At 33.8% G+C, this 22,010-nt stretch carries 17 protein-coding genes and 1 tRNA gene; 9 read left to right on the plus strand and 9 right to left on the minus strand.

Annotated features, from left to right (window positions below; translation table 11 throughout):
* Positions 1–170: 170 nt before the first annotated feature.
* Positions 171–866 (minus strand): HAD family hydrolase, encoded by a 696-nt coding sequence (locus T420_RS0101760; protein ID WP_013544711.1) that lies wholly within the window; start codon positions 864–866, stop codon positions 171–173.
* Positions 867–1,173: 307 nt separating this feature from the next.
* On the opposite strand from T420_RS0101760, the gene T420_RS0101765 reads away from it, so the two are divergent.
* Positions 1,174–2,310 carry a site-specific DNA-methyltransferase gene (locus T420_RS0101765; protein ID WP_026501085.1) on the plus strand — a complete coding sequence of 379 codons (1,137 nt, stop codon included), beginning with the start codon at positions 1,174–1,176 and terminating at the stop codon, positions 2,308–2,310.
* Between the two features lie 67 nt (positions 2,311–2,377).
* Here T420_RS0101765 and mutY read toward each other — a convergent pair whose 3' ends face one another.
* Positions 2,378–3,436 (minus strand): A/G-specific adenine glycosylase, encoded by a 1,059-nt coding sequence (gene mutY / locus T420_RS0101770; protein WP_013544713.1) that lies wholly within the window; start codon positions 3,434–3,436, stop codon positions 2,378–2,380.
* Between the two features lie 204 nt (positions 3,437–3,640).
* Here mutY and T420_RS0101775 point away from each other — a divergent pair, with 204 nt between their 5' ends.
* The 3 genes from T420_RS0101775 (at position 3,641) to ppdK (ending at position 7,768) form a co-directional block, all read left to right on the plus strand.
* The gene (locus T420_RS0101775; RefSeq protein ID WP_026501086.1) at positions 3,641–4,138 is read left to right on the plus strand and encodes a DUF721 domain-containing protein; all 498 of its coding nucleotides are present in this window, start codon (positions 3,641–3,643) and stop codon (positions 4,136–4,138) included.
* Positions 4,139–4,251: 113 nt separating this feature from the next.
* Positions 4,252–4,902 (plus strand): DsbA family protein, encoded by a 651-nt coding sequence (locus tag T420_RS0101780; protein WP_013544715.1) that lies wholly within the window; start codon positions 4,252–4,254, stop codon positions 4,900–4,902.
* 193 nt (positions 4,903–5,095) lie between these two features.
* A complete protein-coding gene (ppdK, locus tag T420_RS0101785; RefSeq protein ID WP_026501087.1) occupies positions 5,096–7,768 on the plus strand; it encodes a pyruvate, phosphate dikinase in 2,673 nt (890 codons plus the stop codon).
* Positions 7,769–8,350: 582 nt separating this feature from the next.
* Here the strand turns inward: ppdK and T420_RS0101790 are convergent.
* Together T420_RS0101790 and T420_RS0101795 are read right to left on the minus strand one after the other, a co-directional pair.
* Positions 8,351–8,425: transfer RNA gene (locus tag T420_RS0101790), tRNA-Gln, on the minus strand.
* A gap of 546 nt (positions 8,426–8,971) precedes the next feature.
* Entirely contained in the window at positions 8,972–9,751 is a 780-nt protein-coding gene (locus T420_RS0101795) for a DUF1499 domain-containing protein (protein ID WP_013544718.1), read from the minus strand.
* Between the two features lie 409 nt (positions 9,752–10,160).
* Here T420_RS0101795 and T420_RS0101800 point away from each other — a divergent pair, with 409 nt between their 5' ends.
* The 3 genes from T420_RS0101800 to T420_RS0101810 all read left to right on the plus strand — a co-directional run bounded on the left by T420_RS0101800 (position 10,161) and on the right by T420_RS0101810 (position 14,988).
* The gene (locus tag T420_RS0101800; RefSeq protein WP_013544719.1) at positions 10,161–11,990 is read left to right on the plus strand and encodes an outer membrane protein; all 1,830 of its coding nucleotides are present in this window, start codon (positions 10,161–10,163) and stop codon (positions 11,988–11,990) included.
* A 668-nt stretch (positions 11,991–12,658) separates the two neighbouring features.
* Positions 12,659–14,137 (plus strand): helicase HerA-like domain-containing protein, encoded by a 1,479-nt coding sequence (locus T420_RS0101805; RefSeq protein WP_013544720.1) that lies wholly within the window; start codon positions 12,659–12,661, stop codon positions 14,135–14,137.
* Between the two features lie 248 nt (positions 14,138–14,385).
* Complete coding sequence (locus T420_RS0101810; RefSeq protein WP_013544721.1) at positions 14,386–14,988, plus strand: superoxide dismutase; 603 nt, start codon at positions 14,386–14,388, stop codon at positions 14,986–14,988.
* A gap of 85 nt (positions 14,989–15,073) precedes the next feature.
* Here the strand turns inward: T420_RS0101810 and T420_RS0101815 are convergent, their stop codons facing one another.
* A complete protein-coding gene (locus T420_RS0101815) occupies positions 15,074–17,167 on the minus strand; it encodes a S9 family peptidase (protein WP_013544722.1) in 2,094 nt (697 codons plus the stop codon).
* Positions 17,168–17,694: 527 nt separating this feature from the next.
* Here T420_RS0101815 and T420_RS0101820 point away from each other — a divergent pair.
* Positions 17,695–18,132, plus strand: coding sequence for a Ros/MucR family transcriptional regulator (locus T420_RS0101820; protein ID WP_013544723.1), 438 nt, complete (start codon positions 17,695–17,697; stop codon positions 18,130–18,132).
* Positions 18,133–18,239: 107 nt separating this feature from the next.
* Here T420_RS0101820 and T420_RS0101825 read toward each other — a convergent pair whose 3' ends face one another.
* Together T420_RS0101825 and T420_RS0101830 are read right to left on the minus strand one after the other, a co-directional pair.
* Entirely contained in the window at positions 18,240–18,650 is a 411-nt protein-coding gene (locus T420_RS0101825; RefSeq protein ID WP_013544724.1) for a SufE family protein, read from the minus strand.
* Between the two features lie 134 nt (positions 18,651–18,784).
* The gene (locus tag T420_RS0101830) at positions 18,785–19,141 is read right to left on the minus strand and encodes a DUF5330 domain-containing protein (RefSeq protein ID WP_013544725.1); all 357 of its coding nucleotides are present in this window, start codon (positions 19,139–19,141) and stop codon (positions 18,785–18,787) included.
* An 883-nt stretch (positions 19,142–20,024) separates the two neighbouring features.
* Here T420_RS0101830 and T420_RS0101835 point away from each other — a divergent pair.
* Positions 20,025–20,510, plus strand: a complete 486-nt coding sequence (locus T420_RS0101835; protein ID WP_035450868.1) for a hypothetical protein — start codon at positions 20,025–20,027, stop codon at positions 20,508–20,510.
* Between the two features lie 373 nt (positions 20,511–20,883).
* Here T420_RS0101835 and T420_RS0101840 read toward each other — a convergent pair whose 3' ends face one another.
* Positions 20,884–21,423: a DUF1254 domain-containing protein gene (locus T420_RS0101840; protein ID WP_026501088.1), complete on the minus strand. Its 540-nt coding sequence runs from the start codon at positions 21,421–21,423 to the stop codon at positions 20,884–20,886.
* Positions 21,416–22,009, minus strand: coding sequence for a DUF1214 domain-containing protein (locus T420_RS0101845; RefSeq protein WP_026501089.1), 594 nt, complete (start codon positions 22,007–22,009; stop codon positions 21,416–21,418). Before T420_RS0101845 ends, T420_RS0101840 begins: the two co-directional genes overlap by 8 nt.
* Position 22,010 lies beyond the last annotated feature (1 nt).

The raw sequence follows: 22,010 nt of genomic DNA on the forward strand, positions 1-22,010 counted from the left end.
TTTTTATTTATTTTTTAGCAGGTGTATAAATTTTATCTTTTACTCTTTGCTGATAGTAGTATACTATTAAACTGTATGAATATGTTCCAGTTTTTAGGAATAATGCTTGAATCTTTTAGTAAAAAACTACTGAGAGAATATATTAGCTGATATATGTTGGAAGTATCTTTTTATTGTGAATCTCTCCATATTTTCATTGCTTCTAAGGTTTCGAGCAAATGGGCGTGTTTCGTAATAACTGTTTCTGCACCGGCTTCTATAAGAGCATTAGAGTGACCAAGATAACTGTGGGATCCTCCAGTAAAGCCGATGACACGCATTCTTGCTGTTGCAGCAGCATATACACCATGAATAGAGTCTTCTATAACAATAGTATTTTCTGGTTGTACACGTAATTCTTGTGCTGCAAAAAGAAAAACATCAGGCGCAGGTTTTGGTTTTTTAGTTCCAACTTCAGGTGCCGAGAATATTTTATTTTCAAAGAGATGATAGAGATTAACAGTTTTAAGCATATCTTTTATATCTATACTCATTGCATTAGAGCAAATACAATAGGAATAATAGGATTTAATAATTTCTATTGCTTCTTTTATACCATTAATAACACGTAATTCAGTTTTCATTTGTGCACGAAACAGATGTGCCATTTGATCTATGAAATTAGCAGAAATTGGTTTTTTTATTTCTTGTTCAATTTTTTTCAGAGTATCTTGAAAAACAAGTCCTGAATAACGCTCGCTTAATTCTTCGGGTGATATTTTATATCCTATTTTTTTTAGCAATTGCGATCCAATTTTTGCTACAAGATATTCAGAGTCTACCAAAACTCCATCACAATCAAAAATAATGAGATCAATTTGCGGCATAAGATATTCCTTATTATAAGGTAGTTCAAGAGTTTTATAAAATAATATTGGAAGACTTTCGTTTCATGAAGATACATTTTGAAAGATTGGTTTTATTAAATTAATAAGATAAGAGATATGTGAACAATATTCTATAAAGGAGTAAAATAAAAATTTATCAATATGAAATTATTTTTCATGCATTGAATAAAATAAATTTAAATTACCTTAACGATACATTTACTCTATTTTGTGAAGATAGTGAACAATTAGATCGATAAATCATTTTGATTATAGAGTAATTTTGGTTAGTGTTGTTGAGTGTTTTATGACAATTGTTCAGCTACAAAAAAATCAGGTTTGTACTTCTTCACAGACGCAGTGGCGTAATAAAATTTTCAAAGGAGATTGTGTTGCAGTACTAGAAAAACTTCCTAAACATTCGGTTGATATGATTTTTGCAGATCCTCCTTATAACTTACAGTTAGAAGGTGTATTGTACCGTCCAGATCACTCGCGTGTTAATGCAGTTGATGACGCGTGGGATCAGTTTGAAAGTTTTTCTGCTTATGATGCTTTTACGCGTGCCTGGTTGCTTGCGTGTCGTCGTGTGTTAAAACCTAATGGAACAATTTGGGTTATTGGATCTTACCATAATATTTTTCGAGTTGGCACAGCATTACAGGATTTAGGTTTTTGGATGCTTAATGATATCATTTGGCGTAAAAATAATCCTATGCCGAATTTTCGAGGACGGCGCTTTCAAAATGCTCATGAAACGCTTATTTGGGCTGTTCGAGATCAAAAAGACAAAAAATATACATTTAATTATAATGCTTTAAAAGCTGCCAATGAAGATAGACAAATGCGTTCAGATTGGCTTTTCCCTCTTTGTACAGGTGCTGAACGTTTAAAAGATAAAGTAGGACGTAAATTACATCCAACACAAAAGCCTCAATCTTTACTAGCACGTATTATTATTGCTTCTAGCAAACCTGGCGATGTTATTCTTGATCCATTTTTTGGTTCGGGAACAACAGGTGCTGTTGCTAAACTTTTCGGCCGTGATTTTGTAGGGATTGAAAGAGAGCAACACTACATTGATGCAGCCTGTGAGAGAATTGCTGCGATTAAACCTTTAGCTGAATCAGAATTAGAAATTTTAAAAACAAAAAAGACAGAACCGCGTGTGGCATTTTCTAGTTTGCTTGATTTAGGATTGCTTTATCCTGGAAGTGTTCTTTATGATAAGAAGAAGGAAATATCTGCTATTGTGAGAGCTGATGGGACTATTATGTATGGTGGTGAAGCGGGCTCTATTCATATGATAGGAAGAAAGGCTCAAGCTTCGCAAAGTTGTAATGGTTGGACATTTTGGTACTATGAAGAAAATGGCCTATTGAAATCAATAGATGATTTAAGGATGATGATACGTTCACAGATGTTGAAGGCTAATGTTATATAAGTTGCATTGATGTCAATCGCGGATTAAGTATTACTATAGTAAATTCTTATTTTGTACAGGGATAAAGTTATTTAAATTTAAAAGGAGAAGAAATAGCTATAGCAATGGCTTTTTTCATAACAGTAGGGAGTGCTTCTTGGGTAAGATGATGAATATCGCACCACCAACCATTTTCAAGCTTTATTCCGCGAATATTATCAGCACAATAGACATTAAGTTTTAAAGAAAAGTGGGTAAAAATATGTGTAATTTGTCCCTTGAGTTCCCAATTGGCAGAAAAGGGAGCATTTTGCAGTCCATTTTCTTCATTTATCCCAATATTATTGGGAATTTGGGTCATGCCATTGAGTAGTTTTGTATTTTGTCGTTTTTCTAAGTAAATTTGTTTATTTTCATTAAGGGCTACAAAAGCAGCGCCAATTTTAAAAGGACGCTCTTTTTTAGGGGCTTTGACTGGAAAAGCTTCTACTGTCTGCATTTTTATTGCTTTGCACACACTTTGAAGAGGGCAGAGTAAGCAAGATGGTTTACGGGGTGTACAAATTGTTGCTCCTAGATCCATCATAGCTTGAGCAAAGTCACCAGGGCGTTGCACATCAGTGATTTCTTGTGTTTTTTCTTTGATTTCAGATTTTGCTTTAGGTAATACTGAAGTAATAGCAAATAAGCGCGTTATAACACGTTCGACATTGCCATCAACAACAGCTACGGGATAACCAAAGGCAATTGCAGCAATAGCTGCTGCGGTATAGTCTCCAATGCCGGGTAAAGTCCGTAATATTTTTACTGACTGCGGAAATTTACCTCCATGGTTTTTAACAAGTTGAGTAGCGCAATTTTTAAGATTGCGTGCACGTGAATAATAGCCAAGACCAGCCCATGCTTTCATGATATCCTCTTGTGATGCTTGTGATAAAGAGAAGAGATTAGGCCAAAGCTTTAGAAATTTTTTAAAATAAGGTTTAACAGTTTCAACTGTTGTTTGTTGAAGCATGACTTCTGATAACCAAATTTGGTAAGGATCAGGGTAAATGCCTTTTATTTGTTTTTGAGGGGACATACGCCATGGTAAATGGCGATAATTTTTATCATACCAAGAAAGAAGAAGCGAAGAAATTTCGTACATCGTTATTAAGCATAAAAAATCTAAAATACAAACAAAGCATATATTTTATAATTCATAATTCGTTAATTAATTATAGAAACTTTAGTTGAGTAAACGCGGTTTCTTAAGCTGTATTTATGTTGAGTTTTTAAAATAATAGCTTTTAATCTCGAAAAGAAAACAGTTATGATTTAGTCAATGATTTGATAGATGGTCTGGGATCGAATGAGCAAAAAATTACAAACATACCATTTTTATTCTATTTCTGAAATGGTATCCGAAATGCTTGATCCGATTTTACGCAAAAGGACAGGACTTAATATATCACTCATAGAACATTGGTCACAGATTGTAGGACAAGATATTGGCGAACATACAATGCCAATTAAAATTATTTGGAAGTGCCGAACAGATCAAAGTGAAACATTTTATCCTGCAACACTTGTGGTAGCGTGTAAAGGAGGGTTTGCTGCGTTAAAATTAATGCACGAAACAGATGAATTGATTCAGAGAATTAATGGTTTTTTTGGGTATATCGCTATTGGCCGAATCAAAATTGAGCAAAAACAGGTACCGGTTTTCACTGATCGTCCGAAAATCAAATTGTTTCCGGATGAAAAAAAGAAACAACGCTTGGAAAAAATGCTTGAAGGGATTGAAGATGAAAGCTTGTACCAATCGCTTTACAAACTTGGATATTGCATTTTTGTTGAAAAAAAATAATAAAGATGGGAAGGTATTTTGTATTTCTTTCACTTGATGAAGAGGTATTAAATTTTTATTTGTTTAAGTAGAACAGAAAAGATTTGTTTAAGTAGAACAGAAAAGTGTTATTTATGATTAATTATCGTTTCATCGTATCTTTCGTAGTAATTTTTATTTGGAGTATAACTGCACAGGCCCGTGCAACGACAACTTTGATAAGTAAAACTGAGCCAGTAGCAACCGTTGATATGGCTGAACTCCTTAAATCAGGTAAAGTTAAGGATAGAGTTGAAGGTGAAGAAAATGCACCAGTAACCATTATTGAATATGCTTCACTTACATGCACTTTTTGTGCTGATTTTTACAATGTTATACTTCCTGAGCTCCGTAAAAAGTATATCAAAACAGGTAAAGTAAAACTTATCTTCCGGGATTTTGCTTATGATCCTCGAGCAACAGCTGGCTTTATGTTGGCAAGGTGCGCTCCAGAAGATCGTTATTTTCCTTTGATAGAAGTTTTGTTTCAAAAACAATACGAGTGGGCTGGGGCAAAAGATGCTTTAGAACCATTGAAAAAAATTGCCTTTATGGCAGGCTTTACGGATGAAAGCTTTAGTGCTTGCCTGAAAAATCAATCCATTTTGGACGAAGTAAATGCATCTTTTGAACGTGGAAAAGAGCTTGGAGTTACAGCAACACCAACCTTTTTTATTAATGGTAAAAAGTATGAAGGTGCCATGTCTATGGAAGCTTTATTTACAGCAATTGATAATTTTCTTTAACAAGATAAATTTTTCTCCGAAGATGGGGGCTAGTAATTATGGTTTTTGATCTTCTTGTTGGAGAAGCATGTTTTCATACCTTAATAAGGCAGTATTTTATTTGGTTTCACTAATTTTTGAATCGAAAGATTATTTTTCATGATTAGCTTGGTCGAATAATGTTTTAATGCTGGTAACTGAGCGGATTTATGCGATGACAAAATGGGTTTATAGTTTTGGTAATGGTCAAGCAGAGGGAAGTGCGAGTGAACGTAATCTTCTTGGTGGTAAGGGAGCTAATTTGGCAGAAATGAGCAATCTTGGCTTACCTGTCCCTCCTGGATTTACTCTTACGACAGAAGTTTGTAACTTTTATTATACTCATGATGGTGTATATCCAGAAGATTTGCAGAAAGCTGTTAGGCAAGCACTCCAACGTGTCGGAGAACAGACGCAACGGGAATTTGCTCATAAACAAAGGCCGCTTTTGCTCTCTGTTCGTTCAGGAGCTCGGTCTTCTATGCCAGGAATGATGGACACAGTTCTTAATCTTGGTATGAATGACGAGACTGTAGAAGCAATTGCTATACAAACTAATAATGAGTGCTTTGCTTATGACAGTTATCGTCGTTTTATCCAAATGTATTCCAATGTTGTTTTGGGAATGGAACATTCGTATTTTGAAGAAATCCTCGATGAAGTAAAAGCACGCAATGGTTACGATGTTGATACAGAAATGACAGCAGCTGATTGGAAAAGTATTATTGTTCTTTACAAGGCATGTATTGAAGAAAAATTGGGAGAACCTTTTCCAAAAGATCCTGAAAAACAATTATGGGGTGCAATTGGAGCAGTTTTTTCAAGTTGGATGACAGCGCGTGCAATCACTTATCGTCGTTTACATAATATTCCTGAAAGTTGGGGAACAGCAGTTAATGTGCAAGCTATGGTGTTCGGTAATATGGGTGAAGACTCAGCAACAGGTGTTGCTTTTACACGTAATCCATCGACAGGGAAAAAAGAGCTCTATGGTGAATTTTTAGTTAATGCACAGGGTGAAGATGTTGTAGCGGGTATTCGTACACCTCAGAATATTACAGAAGTTGCACGCATCGCTGCTGGTTCAAATAAGCCATCATTGGAAAAAATTATGCCAGAGGCTTTTTCAAAATTATGTCAGATTGCGCATAAGCTTGAACAGCATTATCGAGATATGCAGGATCTAGAGTTTACAATTGAAAAAGGTAAATTGTGGATATTGCAGACTCGTTCAGGAAAGCGAACAGCGCGTGCAGCTTTAAAGACGGCAGTCGAGATGGTAGAGGAGGGACTGATAAGTCGTGAAGAAGCGGTAATGCGGATTGAACCAAAATCGCTTGATCAACTTTTGCATCCCATGCTTGATCCCAAGGCAACGCGATGTGTTATAGCATGTGGTTTGCCTGCCTCTCCAGGAGCTGCGACTGGTGAAATTGTTTTTACCTCTGAAGAAGCAGAAAGAGCGTCAATAGAAGGACGGAAAGTTATTTTAGTACGTGTAGAAACAAGTCCAGAAGATCTTCACGGTATGCATGCTGCAGAAGGAATTTTAACGACACGTGGTGGGATGACGAGTCATGCCGCTGTTATAGCTCGTGGTATGGGTAAGCCCTGTGTTTCTGGTGCGAGCAGTTTGCGGATTGATTATAAGACAAACAAAATGATTGCTTCAGGTCAGATTTTTCAAAAAGGTGATATTATTACACTAGATGGTGGGACAGGGGAAGTTTTAAAGGGAAAAGTTGCAATGTTGCAACCTGAACTTTGTGGAGATTTTGCTCAATTGATGGAATGGGCAGATGGAATGCGGCGCATGAAAGTTCGCGCTAACGCTGAAACGGTGATTGATGCACAAATGGGACGTTCCTTTGGAGCTGAAGGTATTGGTCTTTGTCGTACTGAGCATATGTTCTTTACTGACGAACGTATTGTTGCTATGCGTGAAATGATTTTAAGTAATGATGAAGACGGACGTCGCAAAGCACTGGATAAGCTTTTGCCAATGCAGCGATCAGATTTTACTCAATTGTTTGAAATTATGTCCGGTTTACCTGTGACTATCCGTTTTTTAGATCCACCTTTACATGAGTTTTTGCCAAAAACAGATTCAGAAATTCTTGATGTTGCAATAGCTATGGGAATTCCTTCTGAATTACTTGTAGAACGTGTGCAGCAATTGCATGAATTTAATCCTATGCTTGGATTACGCGGATGCCGTCTAATCATTACTTATCCTGAAATTGCTGAAATGCAAGCGCGAGCAGTTTTTGAAGCGGTGGTAGAATCCGCTAAGAAGACCGGATCTCCAGTCATACCTGAGATTATGGTACCGCTTGTTGCTCTTAAATCTGAATTAGATTTTGTTAAAGCCCGTATTGATTATGTTGCTGGTGAAGTGATGAATGAAAAGAAGGTTAATATTCAATATATAGTTGGGACAATGATTGAGTTACCAAGAGCTGCTCTTCGGGCAGATGAAATTGCAGAAACCGCAGAATTTTTTTCTTTTGGAACAAATGATTTGACGCAAACTACTTTTGGTATTTCACGTGATGATGCAGCATCATTTTTGACAACCTATTTGCAAAAAGAACTCTTGGAGAAAGATCCTTTTGTATCGATTGATCGCAATGGGGTAGGAGAACTTATCGCTATTGCTGCACAACGTGGACGTTCTCAGCGTGCGAAAATTAAACTAGGCATTTGTGGTGAACATGGGGGTGATCCTTATTCTATCGCTTTATGTGAAGAAAATGATCTAGATTATGTTTCGTGTTCGCCTTTCCGTGTGCCAGTTGCACGTTTAGCAGCAGCACAATCAGCAATTGCCAAAAAAACTTTTGATTGAGGTAATGCAATCTATAATAGAGTGAAGCTGCTATCTAAGTTATATAAAGTTTTTTATTTGATTTTGCATGCTTTACAATGTTTTCGATATTGATATGATCTTTATGGATTTAAAGCAGTGAGTTAGTTCTAAGAGTTAACAGATTTTTTTTATAAATAATTAATAAATAATTATAAACTGCACTATTAAAGATCTACTAAGGATAGTTATTATACAAACAAACTCTACTCCTTCGATCTTTCCTTTAGTAATCGCGTTCTTACCTTCAATATTTTTATCTAGGATAAACATTAATTTTTGGGAAATTAACCAGAACAAATTTTATTACAGGTTTTTTACTGAATTCATAAACTTCTTTCTCTTATATATAAAATATAAGTACAAAATTTTAAGGTATTAATTTTAATGTTATTAAGTGCATATTCATTTAAAGTGAAACATATTTTGATTAATTATGTTGTAATCATATTTCACAGTACGCAACAATACAATCAAGTATATCAAAACAATTCAACAGGAATTAGGAATAGATTTAAAAGAATCAAAATCTGAATTTTTGAATATAAAACTATTAGAAAAGCCTGGCTGGGGTACCTGGATTCGAACCAGGGAATGCCGGTACCAAAAACCGGTGCCTTACCGCTTGGCTATACCCCAAAACAATATAGTTATAGCTAATATTCGCGCCTTATACCGATTTTTACAACTGTACGCAATACGTGAAAACAGAAGTGTTCATTTTTTCTTCTTATAAAAGCTTATTCCTATATGATGTTATAAAAAATACATCACTAACTAAAAAAAATTGCACTAAAATTAATCTGCTATATATTCAGCGTGTTTATCAAGTGTTGCATTCTACCTACAGCATTGCAATTGCTCTAGCGTTTAATATCTATCATTTAGTAGTGTAATATTCATAAATATTTACATCTTCAAGCGTATGTAAATCATAATAATTACCATTTCTTTGTTATGTAATTTTATTCAAGAGTTGCAATATCATCAAAATCTATAAAGCAACTATTTTAGCACATATAATCACAGGAATTATGCAATTGAAAAGGTTTTAAAAAATTTATCGCGACATTAATTTAAAATTGCAGAAAATAATCAAATAATTTATTTTTTCTTTATATCAAAGTAAAATAAAAAATAATTATTTACTGTGCAAACAAAACCATATCTTATAATTTTTATTCATTAGCTTGAAGAAAAAGGAATAGAAGCTATTTCTGTATCAAGTGCATCCATAAAAGCGATAATAAAAGAAGCATTTGTACCAAAATCTCTTAGCAAATGACGTGAAGTAGCGCGCATATCAACAAAGGTTGTATTTCCCTCATCTGTTAAGCGAATTACAATATCGGAAACAAAACCCAGGCAAACAGTTTTTGCTATTGTTTCAATATAAAATTCATTATCTTCATTTTTAATAATTTGTTGAGCGAGTATAGGCCAACCATAAGCTGCTAAAACATTAAAAATTGATTTACGAATATAATCAGGTGAACCATCGTAACGACGCCCTGACATTTCTGGCCATTGTAACATTTGCACTGCCGCTTGTTTGATCAAGTCATTTTTAAGAGGTAAAGAATCACTAGGGCGTAGAGTACGAAAAAAAACTGGTGGTTTCTGCGTATCAGTAGAAACATCATAAATAGCCGGTAAGGCAATTCCCCGTCCAATGGATAGTATCAATGGTGTGGCAGTTATTAACGAATAAATGATACCTTTCAGTGCTTTCATTCCACCTCGAGTACCATATGTCCATAAATTGTAAAGCGCTTTGATAGCAAGAAAAAGAGATAAAAAAATACAGCAAGCAGAAAAGATTACCAAAACAATAAAGTCGCTTACACGAATCATAGAATAGCGCTGTAAAAATGTTGAGAATAATAAAATAAGAAATGCCAATCCACTAAAACGAGGAGACCATATTGCTGCCCTTGAGGTGAACCAAACATATTCCTTTTTCATGAAACGTTTTTTCCCTAACAAAGTGCTCTAAACAGAATCTTCTTCAGATTTTATGTCTAATGACATTCTTTCAATAATATAAAAAAATAAAGCGCTTATTTTAAAAATCAAGAGTACTTTAAGCGATATAAACTCTCAATCTAATTGATTAATTCATATTGATAATTATAAGTTTTTCTCTTTTTCCAAATATAGTCATCTCCTATTTATCAATTATCAGGTAGATGAATATTAAAATTCCATAAATAAAGAGCAATGAAAGTACTTCAAGCTTAATAGAGAGTTTATTTGCAATCAAGATTCTTTAGAGAAAGAATATTATTTGTTGTAGTAGTGTTATTTTTATTATGGATTTTTTATTAATAAAATAATATATCACTCTGTGTTTTTTTAGACTTGGGTATTTAAAATGATTACAAAATATTTGGTTACTATATCTGTTTTTTCTTTCATTTTAGCTTCTAGAGTACAGGGAGCAGATATTATAAATCATCAAGATTCGAGATCAATTGTTGCACCTGTTTACTCTTGGAAGGGTTTTTATCTTGGTGGACAAATTGGGGGATTTTCTGGCCTAACTACTTTTAATTATCATAAATATGATAATATTGAAAAATGGAATTCGATTGATGAAGATTTATCATCTGAGATTTTTGGATTTACAGGTGGTTTTTACGCGGGTTCTAATTTTGATTTCGGCAATGGTTTTATTCTAGGTGTTGATACAGATATCGTTTTTTCTAATAAAAAGGATACAAAAGTTTTTGTTAAGAACAAATTTAAAGATTTAGTACAACCAAAAAGACCAAAAGATTTAGCTCGCGTTACAAAACCTTCATCTCCACCTCCATATAAAGAGATGTTAGTTATTACACCATCAGGTGAAAAAATAATAAGTAGAAGCGGAGAAGATAAAAGTCTCCAAAAACCTGCTGATTCTTTACATCCACCTGCATCTTCAATCGGAGAGCCAGCGTCTCAAAAAGAGATGGTAACATCTCCAGGTCCCCTTTTAGCACGTTCTTTGTCTTCACCTTCTGAACAAGATAAAAGAGAAGGATCTACAGATACATCTAAAGAGGCAGTGATGGTAACTCAATCTCCTTCATCCTCCAGCTCTGAACCAAAAGTAATAATTGTTGAAAAAACGGAAACAATAATTCCTTCTCTAAAGCAAGGAGAAAAAATAGAAATTTTTGTACCAGAAACTAGTGCTGAAACAGTTGAAGTTGCTGAAACAGTTAAAGCTAAAGTACAAGATTCTGGTAAAGTAACACAAGCTGCTGAAGTAACACAAGAAAGTAGTACGATGGCAGGGCAGAGTGAAATTTCCTCTGTCCCAGTGGTTACTATTACAGTAGTGCAACAACCTTCTGTTATAAAGCCGCAGCAACAATCTGTTGTTACAACAATATTGCAACCACAACCTATAATACAGCAAAAATCTCAAGAAACCGTAATCGTGTTGGATTCTTACCAATCTGATGATACTAATAGTATTACTGAAAAATCTAGTTCGGATACAGTATCTAAAGTGCGAAGATCTAAAAGATCTACAGATGCAAGTTCAAAAGACAAACAGTTGGTAATTCAGTCTTCCTCTTCCTCTTCCTCTTCCTCTTCCTCTTCCTCTTCTCATGAGACCAAAAGTGTAACTATTACAAAAACGGAAACAAAAATTCCTCCTCTACCGCAAAGAAGCAGTACCCGCTCATTTTCTTTATCGTCTCCATCGTCTCCTGCAGTGATGGGATCTGGTATTCCTGAGAATGTTCGGATGAATGCTGAGAGAGGGGAAAATTCCGCAAAACCTCGGATGAATGCTGAGAGAGGTGCAAGTTTAGCAAAACCAATGTCAAGAAAGCATGATCTTGTTGAAACATATACTCATAATTTAAAACAGAAATGGAGTGGTGCCACTCGGATACGTTTAGGCTTGGCAGCTGGTCGTTTTATGCCTTATATTGCTGGTGGTGTTGCTTATACGAAGATTCAAGGTACCTTTTCGAAATTAATTAAGGAAATAGGTAAGGAAAATACTTCTTCGAATTTGTTCGATAGTGTAGAGACAATGATTGGTTATACTCTTAGTGGTGGTTTTGATTTTGCGATGACTGATCGTGTTTTGATACGCTCAGAGTATCGTTACTCCGATTTTGGTGAAAAGAAATTCAAAAAAATAAACTCAAAATACTATAAGATCAATGATGTTCGTATCGGTTTAGCATATAAATTTTAATTTGTTGCAGTATAAAATTGCTTAGCAGTTTATGCTTTTTTGGATTTTAGTTTTTTATCAATTTTTTCTGGAAAAAACATTCTTTAGATAGTTGGAGGTCAATTTTAAGGTGACTATAGGGGTAAGTTTTGCAGAGTGAAATGAGAAAATCCTATTGTAAGATTTCATTATAAGGTCTCTTAAAAAATATAGTACAATAAATGTATGAATTTGCTGTTTTAAATCAGTTTGTTTTGAAGTTAGCAATAAATTTATAAATAAGATGATTGTTTGATATTACGTTATACTTTCATGATTATATTTTTAGATTAAAATATGCAATTATATAAAATTTGCGATTTTAAATTGAACATTGATATGAGTATTTTAAGTTAATGATTATCTTATAATTTTCATAAATTTAAGAAATAAAATTTTTGTATTTCAGTCATTGTAGATAAGAAAAATACAAGAATGATTTAAAAAATATAAGTTTTTATTAAATTTCATCGTATTTATAAAAAATGTATCTATATTTTGATGTATAAAAATATAAGTTTATTGAATAAGGAAAGCAGATAGAGAATTTAGCAGCTGTGTTTTTGTTTCTATATTTTTCTTGATTTGGTCTATTCCTGCAGTAATTATTTAAAGAGTTATCAAGAGGCAGGGGATAAGAATATATTGATATGGAAAACAATCGAGGTATTTTTCTTGGTGCTCACTATCAAAAAGAGAGCAATGAATTTCAGTCTGCATATATTTGGTTTCAGTATGCAAATCGTCATGGTTTAATTACGGGGGCAACAGGTACGGGAAAAACGATAACCTTACAGGTTTTGGCGGAGTCTTTTTCAGCGGAAGGTGTTCCAGTTTTTTGTGCTGATATCAAAGGTGATTTATCTGGCATAGCAAAAGCTGGAGTGATGAATGACAAAATAAAAGATAGACTGGTTGCAACTGGGTTAAAAACGATAGAAATGCGGGATAATCCAGTTATTTTTTGGGATTTATTTGGGGTACAAGGGCATCCAATTCGTACGACATTAGCAGATATGGGGCCACTTCTTCTATCACGTATGCTGGATTTAACGCCAGTACAGGAAGGTGTACTGAATATTGTCTTTCGTATTGCTGCTGATGAGGGTTTTTTGCTTATTGACCTGAAAGATCTGCAAGCTATGCTTATTTATAGTGCAGATCGTGCTTCTGAGTTGTCAGCTCGCTATGGAAATATATCCAAGTCATCTGTTGGAGCCATTCAACGGCAGCTTTTGGTTTTAGAAGCGCAGGGCGGGAATCATTTTTTAGGTGAACCTATTTTGGAACTTCCTGATATTATGCGTACGCAAATTGATGGACAAGGGTTTATAAATATTTTAGCTGCAGATAAATTGATTTCTCATCCCAGACTTTATTCAACATTTCTTTTATGGTTGATGTCAAAACTTTTCGAGCAACTTCCTGAAATTGGTGATCCAGAAAAATTGCGTTTGATTTTTTTCTTTGATGAAGCACATTTACTTTTTAATAATGCTTCTAAGGCTTTAATTGAGAAGATTGAACAGATTGTTCGCTTAATTCGTTCAAAAGGTGTTGGGATTTATTTTATTTCACAGAATCCACTTGATATTCCAGAAACTATTTTAACTCAGCTTGGGAATCGTATTCAACATGCATTACGTGCTTATACTCCACGCGAAGTTAAGGCAGTTAAGAGTGCTGCTTCAACTTTTCGCGCTAATCCGCAGTTTGATACAATGGAGGCAATAGGGCAACTTGCTATAGGAGAAGCACTTATTTCAACTTTAGAAAGGAAAGCAGTTCCATCGGTTGTGCAACGTATATTAATTCGTCCTCCACATTCACAAATTGGGCCAATAATGCAGAATGAACGGGAGAAATTGATTGCTTCTAGTCCTGTTTTTGGGCATTATGAACAGGATATTAATCGTGATTCAGCTGATGAGATGTTATCACGATCTAGAAAGGAAAAAACTTCAGTTTCTACAAAAAATAATCGCCAGCAGTCTATTTTGGATGCTGTGATAAAAGCAGCAACGCGTTCAATGACGAATACGCTAGGAAGAGTTTTGGTAAAGGAAGGTAAGAATATTTTGCGTGGTGTGTTGGGCAATATTTTAGGTGGAAAACGCAAAGACCGATAGTATTATTCTTCCTTTCATTATTTAAAAATGATTTAATATTTTGATAGGTAATTGGATTAGAAATATTTTTCAGAATGTGATTGTATTAAGACAGTATCATTGATTAATGAATCGGATATCTTCAAAAAAAGCTGTTATAAAGCTGTTATATTGATACTGAATATTATTCGATATTTGCTCTTAAATATTGTAAGTGTCAAATGAGATTTGGGAGTGAGATTAATAATTGGAATCGAGGAGATTTTTACATGACTTTTAAATTAGTCGAGTTGCCTTATGATTATGATGCCCTTTCGCCTTATATGTCACGCGAAACACTTGAATATCATCATGATAAGCATCATCTTGCTTATCTTACAAATACTAATAATTTTATAAAAGATTTAGGCTTAGAAAATAAGAGTCTTACAGATATTATTAAAGAAACCTTTGGAAAAAATCCTGGTTTGTTTAATAATGCAGCTCAGTATTATAATCATAATCATTTTTGGAATTGGATGAAAAAAGGTGGTGGTGGTAAAAAACTTCCTGCAAAATTAGCCAAAGCTATTGAATCTGATCTTGGTGGTTATGATAAGTTTCGTGCAGATTTTATAGCAGCAGGTGTTGCTCAGTTTGGTTCTGGTTGGGCATGGGTTGCTCTTAAAGATGGCAAATTAGAAATTATGAAAACACCCAATGGTGAGAATCCTTTAATTCATGATGCACAACCTATTCTAGGTGTTGATGTGTGGGAGCATTCCTATTATATTGATTATCGTAATGCACGTCCAAAATATTTAGAGGTATTTGTAGACCATTTAATTAATTGGGATTATGTTTTAGAACTTTATGAAAGCTATGGATTATAAGAGGGTTGTATAGTTTATCATAACTGATATTAAAGGCTTCATAATTTATAGTTTATGAAGCCTTGTAAAAGATAATATATTTAAGTTAGCAGGTGTTTTTTCCTACTATTTTTAGAATGTATGCGTATATATATGCGATCTCTTTTAATTTCGAAAAACGTCCAGGTGCGCCTCCATGGCCTGAATCCATATTGATACGTAATAAAACTGCATTATCATCTGTTTTTAAATCACGTAGTTTTGCTACCCATTTTGCAGGTTCCCAGTAAGTTACACGAGGGTCTGTTAATCCCGCAATGGCGAGAATAGGGGGATATTGCTGAGCTTTGATATTATCATAGGGAGAATAGGAGGAAATAAGCTTATAATCTTCTTCAGATTCGAGGGGGTTACCCCATTCTGGCCATTCTAGGGGTGTTAGGGGCAATGAAGCGTCGAGCATGGTTGTTAGGACATCTACAAAAGGAACATTTGCTATAATACCAGCAAAATCCTGTGGGGCTATATTTGCTATAGTACCCATTAACATTCCCCCTGCTGAGCCACCATAGGCAATTAATCGATCATGAGCAGTGAATTTATTATTGACAAGATGACGTCCACAGGCAATAAAGTCTGTAAACGTATTTTTTTTGAAGAGGTGTTTTCCTTTTTCATACCATTCCATCCCTTTTTCTTTTCCTCCGCGAATATGGGCGATTGCATAAATAAAGCCTCTATTGACTAACGAAAGTATATTACTATTGAAATTTGCGGAAATGGAGCTTCCGTATGCACCATAGCCGTAAAGGAGGCAGGGCGCGTTACCATTAAGATCGGTTGTTTTATGATAAAAAAGGGAGATAGGGATTTTTTCTCCATCATTTGCAGTTGCCATAATACGTTGTGTTATATAATCATCTTGATTATGTCCAGAGGGAATTTTTTGGGTTTTTAAGAGTATTTTTTTGCGACTTTTTATTTCATAATCAAAAATTTGATTAGGGGTAGTCATGGATGAATAAGAAAATCGAATAGTTTGGCTGTTGTATTCGGCTGCACCTTGCAAATCTAACGAATAAGCTTCCTCTGTAAAGGCAATGGAGTGAGTTTGTTTAGTATCACGCTCCATGATTTGTATACGAGGAAGTCCCTCAAATTGTTCAAGCCAAATAAGAAATTCTTGATAGGCGTCATGGAATAGGATGAGACGGCCAAGTTGATGTGGCACAATCTCAGACCAGTGTTCTGATTGCGGTGATGTACATGGTGCTACCATAATTTTAAAGTCTTTTGCGTTATCTCGATTGGTGAGAATGTAAAAGATATCACCCCCTTCTGTCAGTGAGTATTCAATGCCTTTTTCTCTTTTTCGCACACATTGGGGAGAATTGAAGGGAGCATCGGCAGGGATAAGCCAGATTTCTGATGTTTCATGATCATGAATATTGATATAAATAAAGTCATTCAGCTTAGAACTACTTACATGTAAAAAAAATCCTGGATCATTTTCACAAAAAATAAGCTTATCTTGGGTTTGATCAGTATTTAATCGATGATAATAAAGCTCTGAAGGGCGGTGATTCTCATCCATTTTAGTATAAAAAAAGCCTTCAGAATTGGCATCCCATACGATTTTTCCGGATATGTTAGTGATTGTGTCAGTATAGTGAGGCAATACTTCAAAATTATGAATTTTAGCTGTATAATATTCAGAGCCTTTATCATCGTAAGTCCATGCAGCATATGTATGATTAGGAGATATTTGGACTGAACCGAGTTTGAAATAATCTTTACCGTTAGCCAAAACATCACCATTAAGGTAAACGTCTTTTTCTCCGCCATTTCTTGGTGTACGAAAATAATGTGGTTGTTGACCTCTAATCACATAAGAAAATCCATAGGCAAAAGGACCATGTTTTATAGGAACGGAACTGTCATTTTCTTGAATACGACTTTTCATTTCTAAAAAAAGTAAGTCTTGTAATGATTTTGTATCAGCCATTTGATCAGCCTGATAGGCATTTTCTATTTCGAGATGGTGTCGAATATTTTTGTCAAGACAGCTGGGTTTTTTTAAGACATCTTGCCAGTTTGAGGCACGCAGCCAATGATAGTAGTCTTCGCGATGAATACCGTGATGAATTTCTTTATGAATAATTTTAGATGCTTTTGGGGGGAGTACAGACGAACAAGCCATGCATAATCCTCTATAAAAGATGTAAGTATTTTCTGTGTTTTAAATCAACATTATTGATAGATTAATTTAAACCTGATAACGAATAAGATTTAGCTTATTTGCAAAATATGAGTTAGATAAATTTTACAATTTATGTTCTACATTTTTGTTCATGATACTCTTTATTATTGAAATTTAAAATAATTCCTTAAGTTACTTTATTTATTGAAAAAAGACTAACTTTTGATATCGGAATTAAAGTTTATGGAACCAATATGAGACTATGATGTTATTATTTAAAATAAAAAACTGTTTTTATATTATAAATTTGCATTCGATATCTTCAATCCCAATTTTATGCTGTTTTTTTATATAATATGACAACAAAGAGAAGTTTATTTGATTTTTTTGTGTTAACGTAATTATTATAAAATAATTGAATTGACAAAAAAAATTTTTGTACAATATGAGGCTTATATGTATATAATTTGGGTATCACGAGTATAAATACAATAATGATGTCTCGGTTAAAATTAAAGGAAATAAGAATGGAACATCCTCCAGTCCTGGAGACTGAAAGCAATTTAGTTATTACGTTGGTTGCCGATATTGTTGCTGCTTATGTGAGTAATAATTCGATCCGGCCGGCGGAAGTGCCAAATTTGATTGCTGATGTTCATGCTGCTTTTCTAAAAGCGGGGAATATGACATTAGCGGAAGTTGAAGTCGAAAAACAAAGGCCTGCTGTTAATCCAAAACGTTCAATCTTTCCTGATTATCTTATCTGCCTTGAAGATGGAAAGAAGTTTAAGTCTTTAAAGCGTCATCTCATGACGCATTACGGGATGTTGCCTGAAGAATATCGTGAAAAATGGCAATTAGACAGCTCCTATCCTATGGTGGCACCTAATTATGCAAAAGCGCGTTCAGCTTTGGCTAAAGAAATGGGACTTGGACGTAAAAGCGAAAAAAAGAGGATTAAGTGATCACATTATTTCAAAACATTGTCTTGATTCGACGTATATAAAGTGTTTTTTAGAAAGCGTGTTGATTATAGGGGTCGAGTTTGATTATTTGGAAAAGCGCTTTATGTTTATAACGAGCTTTCTGCACGAATTCGTTTAATCATTGCTCTAAGACCATTGGATCGTTGTGGTGTTAAATTTTCATTGAGGCCAAGTATTGCAAGAAGTCCTTCAGCATCAGCTGTACGGATTTCAGAAGCTTTTTTGCCTGAATAAAAGGCAAGGAGAATATAGATCAGACCACGTACAATGTGAGCATCGGAGTCACCTTGGAATGTTAATATCGGATTTTCTGAGTTATCGCGTGAGGATAAAAGCCATACTTGGCTAACACAACCACGAACTTTATTGGCATCGTTTCGCGCACTTTCCGGAAAAGGGGGTAATGCATGGCCGAGTTCAATTACATAGTGATAACGATCTTCCCAGTTATCAAGTTGGGAAAAGTTTTTTATAATATCATCGATCGTCTCTGTCATAGTAACTTTCGTCCTTGTTTTTTGGGTGATTGTATGATGCGTCTTTTTGACAGATAATTATCTCATTGTATGAAGTTAAATGAGAAGCACTAAGAGTATTTTTTACAAGGTAATTTTATATTATTTTGTTTTATTTATTTTTCTTTTGGATTTGCCGTACCTGTATTGGAGTTATCTTCTTGAGAGGCACTCGTGTTTTTATTACTAAATGTATGATTAAGATATTCATAGATAATTTTTGAACCATTACGTGCGCGTTCACCCATTGAGCTTAAAAGGGATTTTCCGATTTTACAAGCTTCTATATTGCGTTCACAAAACATTCCTAAATCATTTATAGTTTCCTTAAGAGCAATAATCGCATCTCTTGTTGTTGCATCTGTTTCTTTAGGGAAGGAAAGATTATTATTGTTTTGCTTCGTTGCAAAAAACGAGACGATTACAAAAATAAAAAATAGAAGAAATACTGATTTTATTAAAAAACGTATCATAGTAAACCAACATACTAGTATTATAAATGAATAGAAGGATAATTTATAATATTTTTTGATGCGATATTCATAATGCTTAATATTTTATGAAATTGAGCATTCATTTTGAATGATTTATTTCGTGAATGATATTTAACAATATATATTCTGATATTGTATTAAGTGGTATTTTATCATTTTTTCATTAAAAGATTAACATTAAATTTGTCTGTAGACGAAAGTGTTGAGAATGCATACCATTTCTATTCTACTCAAATATAAATTAAGAATCACACATTATACGAGCTATGAAATAACAGGTATGATCAGTGGGCTATAATGATATTTAGTTAGATTAATATCTAATGTGCAAAGTGTTGTGCAACCTTTGTATATATTTTTCTGATTTTTTATTTTCATGGCAAAAGAAAAAAATAACCAATTTGTGTTAAAAAGATTAAGTAGATTTTTTTATCATCTTGTAAATTTCAAATACAGCTATAAGTTAATTCTATGAAATTAATTAAATACCAATAGCATGGATTGGCATTTGCATATGATATTAATCTGAAATAATTATACTAACTCACTGTTATGTAAAGCTGTAAGTTTATTATTACAATATCTCGAAAAAGCCTATGTTATAAAGTTTCTGCTGTGTTTTATGATAAAGCGTGATTTAATTATAAACGCTATCAATTATATGTACGAAAAGAGTATATATACAATGCTATTGAGATAGCGATAGAAAAGTAATTATACGAGTTATACTTAGGGTGAAATGAAACACTGTATAGCATTTTTAAATTCTTGTGAAAGCTCTGTTGAATGTAAAGCTAAGGTATATAGAACGGTAGTGTAAATATATTTTACTAACTAAAAATAATATGTGTTAGTTTCTATTATGACAAATAAACGAAAGAAACGAAAAAATAAATCTGTAAAACAATGGAGTATTACTATAGCGTTTTTGGCATTAATTTGCCGCTTTATTCTTTGGTTAATAAAACAGATTTATCGACATACATGTACAAATGCTTGTTTGGTTATAGGGTTATTTATTTTTATTATAAGTTTTGGATTTTTTGTTGTTAATGCACTGTTTTCACAAATGAAAACACAACAAGAGGTATTGATTAATATAAATTTAACATTGGTATCAGCTGTAATAGAAGCTTCCATTTTATCTGAACAACAAACAAGAATCCAATCGAATTCTCATATCGTTTCTATTTCAAGTAGTTTACATCAAGATTTACCTTTGTGCTTTCTACAAAGTGCTATGCCGGGAAATTTATTAGAAACGCAGGAGAAATTAGTAAAAATGAGATTGAATAGTGGCTTTCTAGATGAAGTAAGTAACGCTAATATACATTATACAAGAGTATAGTAGGAACAGAAAATAATTCATGAGAATTTATCGAAATAAAAAGGTAAATTATTATAAATAATCAGGAAAATTGATTTTTCTTTCCATTAAGAGCGCATTAAAGATGCAAATGCTACAATAGTGACATTGATTATGATTTACTCAAAGAAATTATTTTAAATTCTGTATTGCGGATATTATTTGTGAATAGGGAGCTTTATGTATTTTTGGTTGTCGGGAAGTAATCATTGATATAGAAAATCAAAAAAGCTGAAAATAATTTAAAATAATCAAAACTACTTAAACTTTATCTATAACAGAAAAATTGATCATAAAGTTTTGATTTAAATAACTAACGTTGGTTTATTAAATTAAAAATCACGACAATTTTTATTTATTTATTAAATATACGACAAGTTGCTTTTGCAAGAAAGTCTTCGCTTTCTTTTTTTTCAAGTGGAGATGGAGCGAATACACGTAAAATAGTAAAACCCTCATTTAGTTTGTGAGCGACTAAAACTGAATTAGGAGTATGTTCAATTTTTGATTGTTTGAGTTCTGTTATTTGTAGAGGGTTTCCTATAATAAGATTGAGTTTAGCATTGGGAGTTGTTTTGTCATTGAGGTTGTAGAAAATAATTCCTTCGCGTGTGTAGGCTGACAGTGACCAAAATTGTGTTGTTTGTGGAGTGGTTAAGTGAACAGGACCATTATCTAGATCAAATTTACATACTTTAAGAAGAAATAAAGGATCTGCAGATTGGCGAATAGGATCATACGAATCCAGATCAACGAATTGATAGGTCGGTCCTATTTTTTCAAGCCTTGTCCATATATTATTTCGTGTGTAATGAGGAAGTAACAGTAAAATACAAATATGCACAATGACCGTACTGATGCCTATAAGAAGAAACGCATAGATGAATTTAAGCACATTTTTCTCCTGATGGAATTCGTTCTATAGATGGCATCATAGGTTTCCGTAATGCTGTTGTAGAGATAATTGAAGTGTCATATAAAGTCAGGATAAGTCCGAATTGTTTTTGACTCGTTGATGCAAGCCAATTGCCTGTTTGTGGTGCTGGTGAGATGTTTATTCGTAATGAGCCGTCATTTTCATAAATTACATTGTAGGTATGGAGTGCAAAAGGAATATTATTCCTTGAAGTATAGGGTTTAAGAAATTTATCAGCTGCATACAGAGTAAAGAGACGTGTTTCAGGAATGTGTCCTTTAAGTAAATAATGGCAGTCGGGGCGTAGCGGACGTCCCTGATTATCTGTCCAAAGTTGGAAAATGAGATTTTCTGGATGTCCAAGGGAAATATCACCGTGTTTTGCAGTGCGTGCACGGGTGTAAGGATTGGCTTTAGTTGTTCCTACGTGTAGATAGGTTGTCCATTCTCCAATCTTTAAACATTCAAAATTTATGTCGTTATTGAGCATATAATTAACGCTGAATGTTCCACATAAAATTGAGAAAAAAAAGATTACAAAAGGAAAAAGGATATTAAAAAGCATT

Source organism: Bartonella clarridgeiae ATCC 51734 (assembly GCF_000518185.1).
Classification (GTDB): Bacteria; Pseudomonadota; Alphaproteobacteria; order Rhizobiales; family Rhizobiaceae; genus Bartonella; species Bartonella clarridgeiae.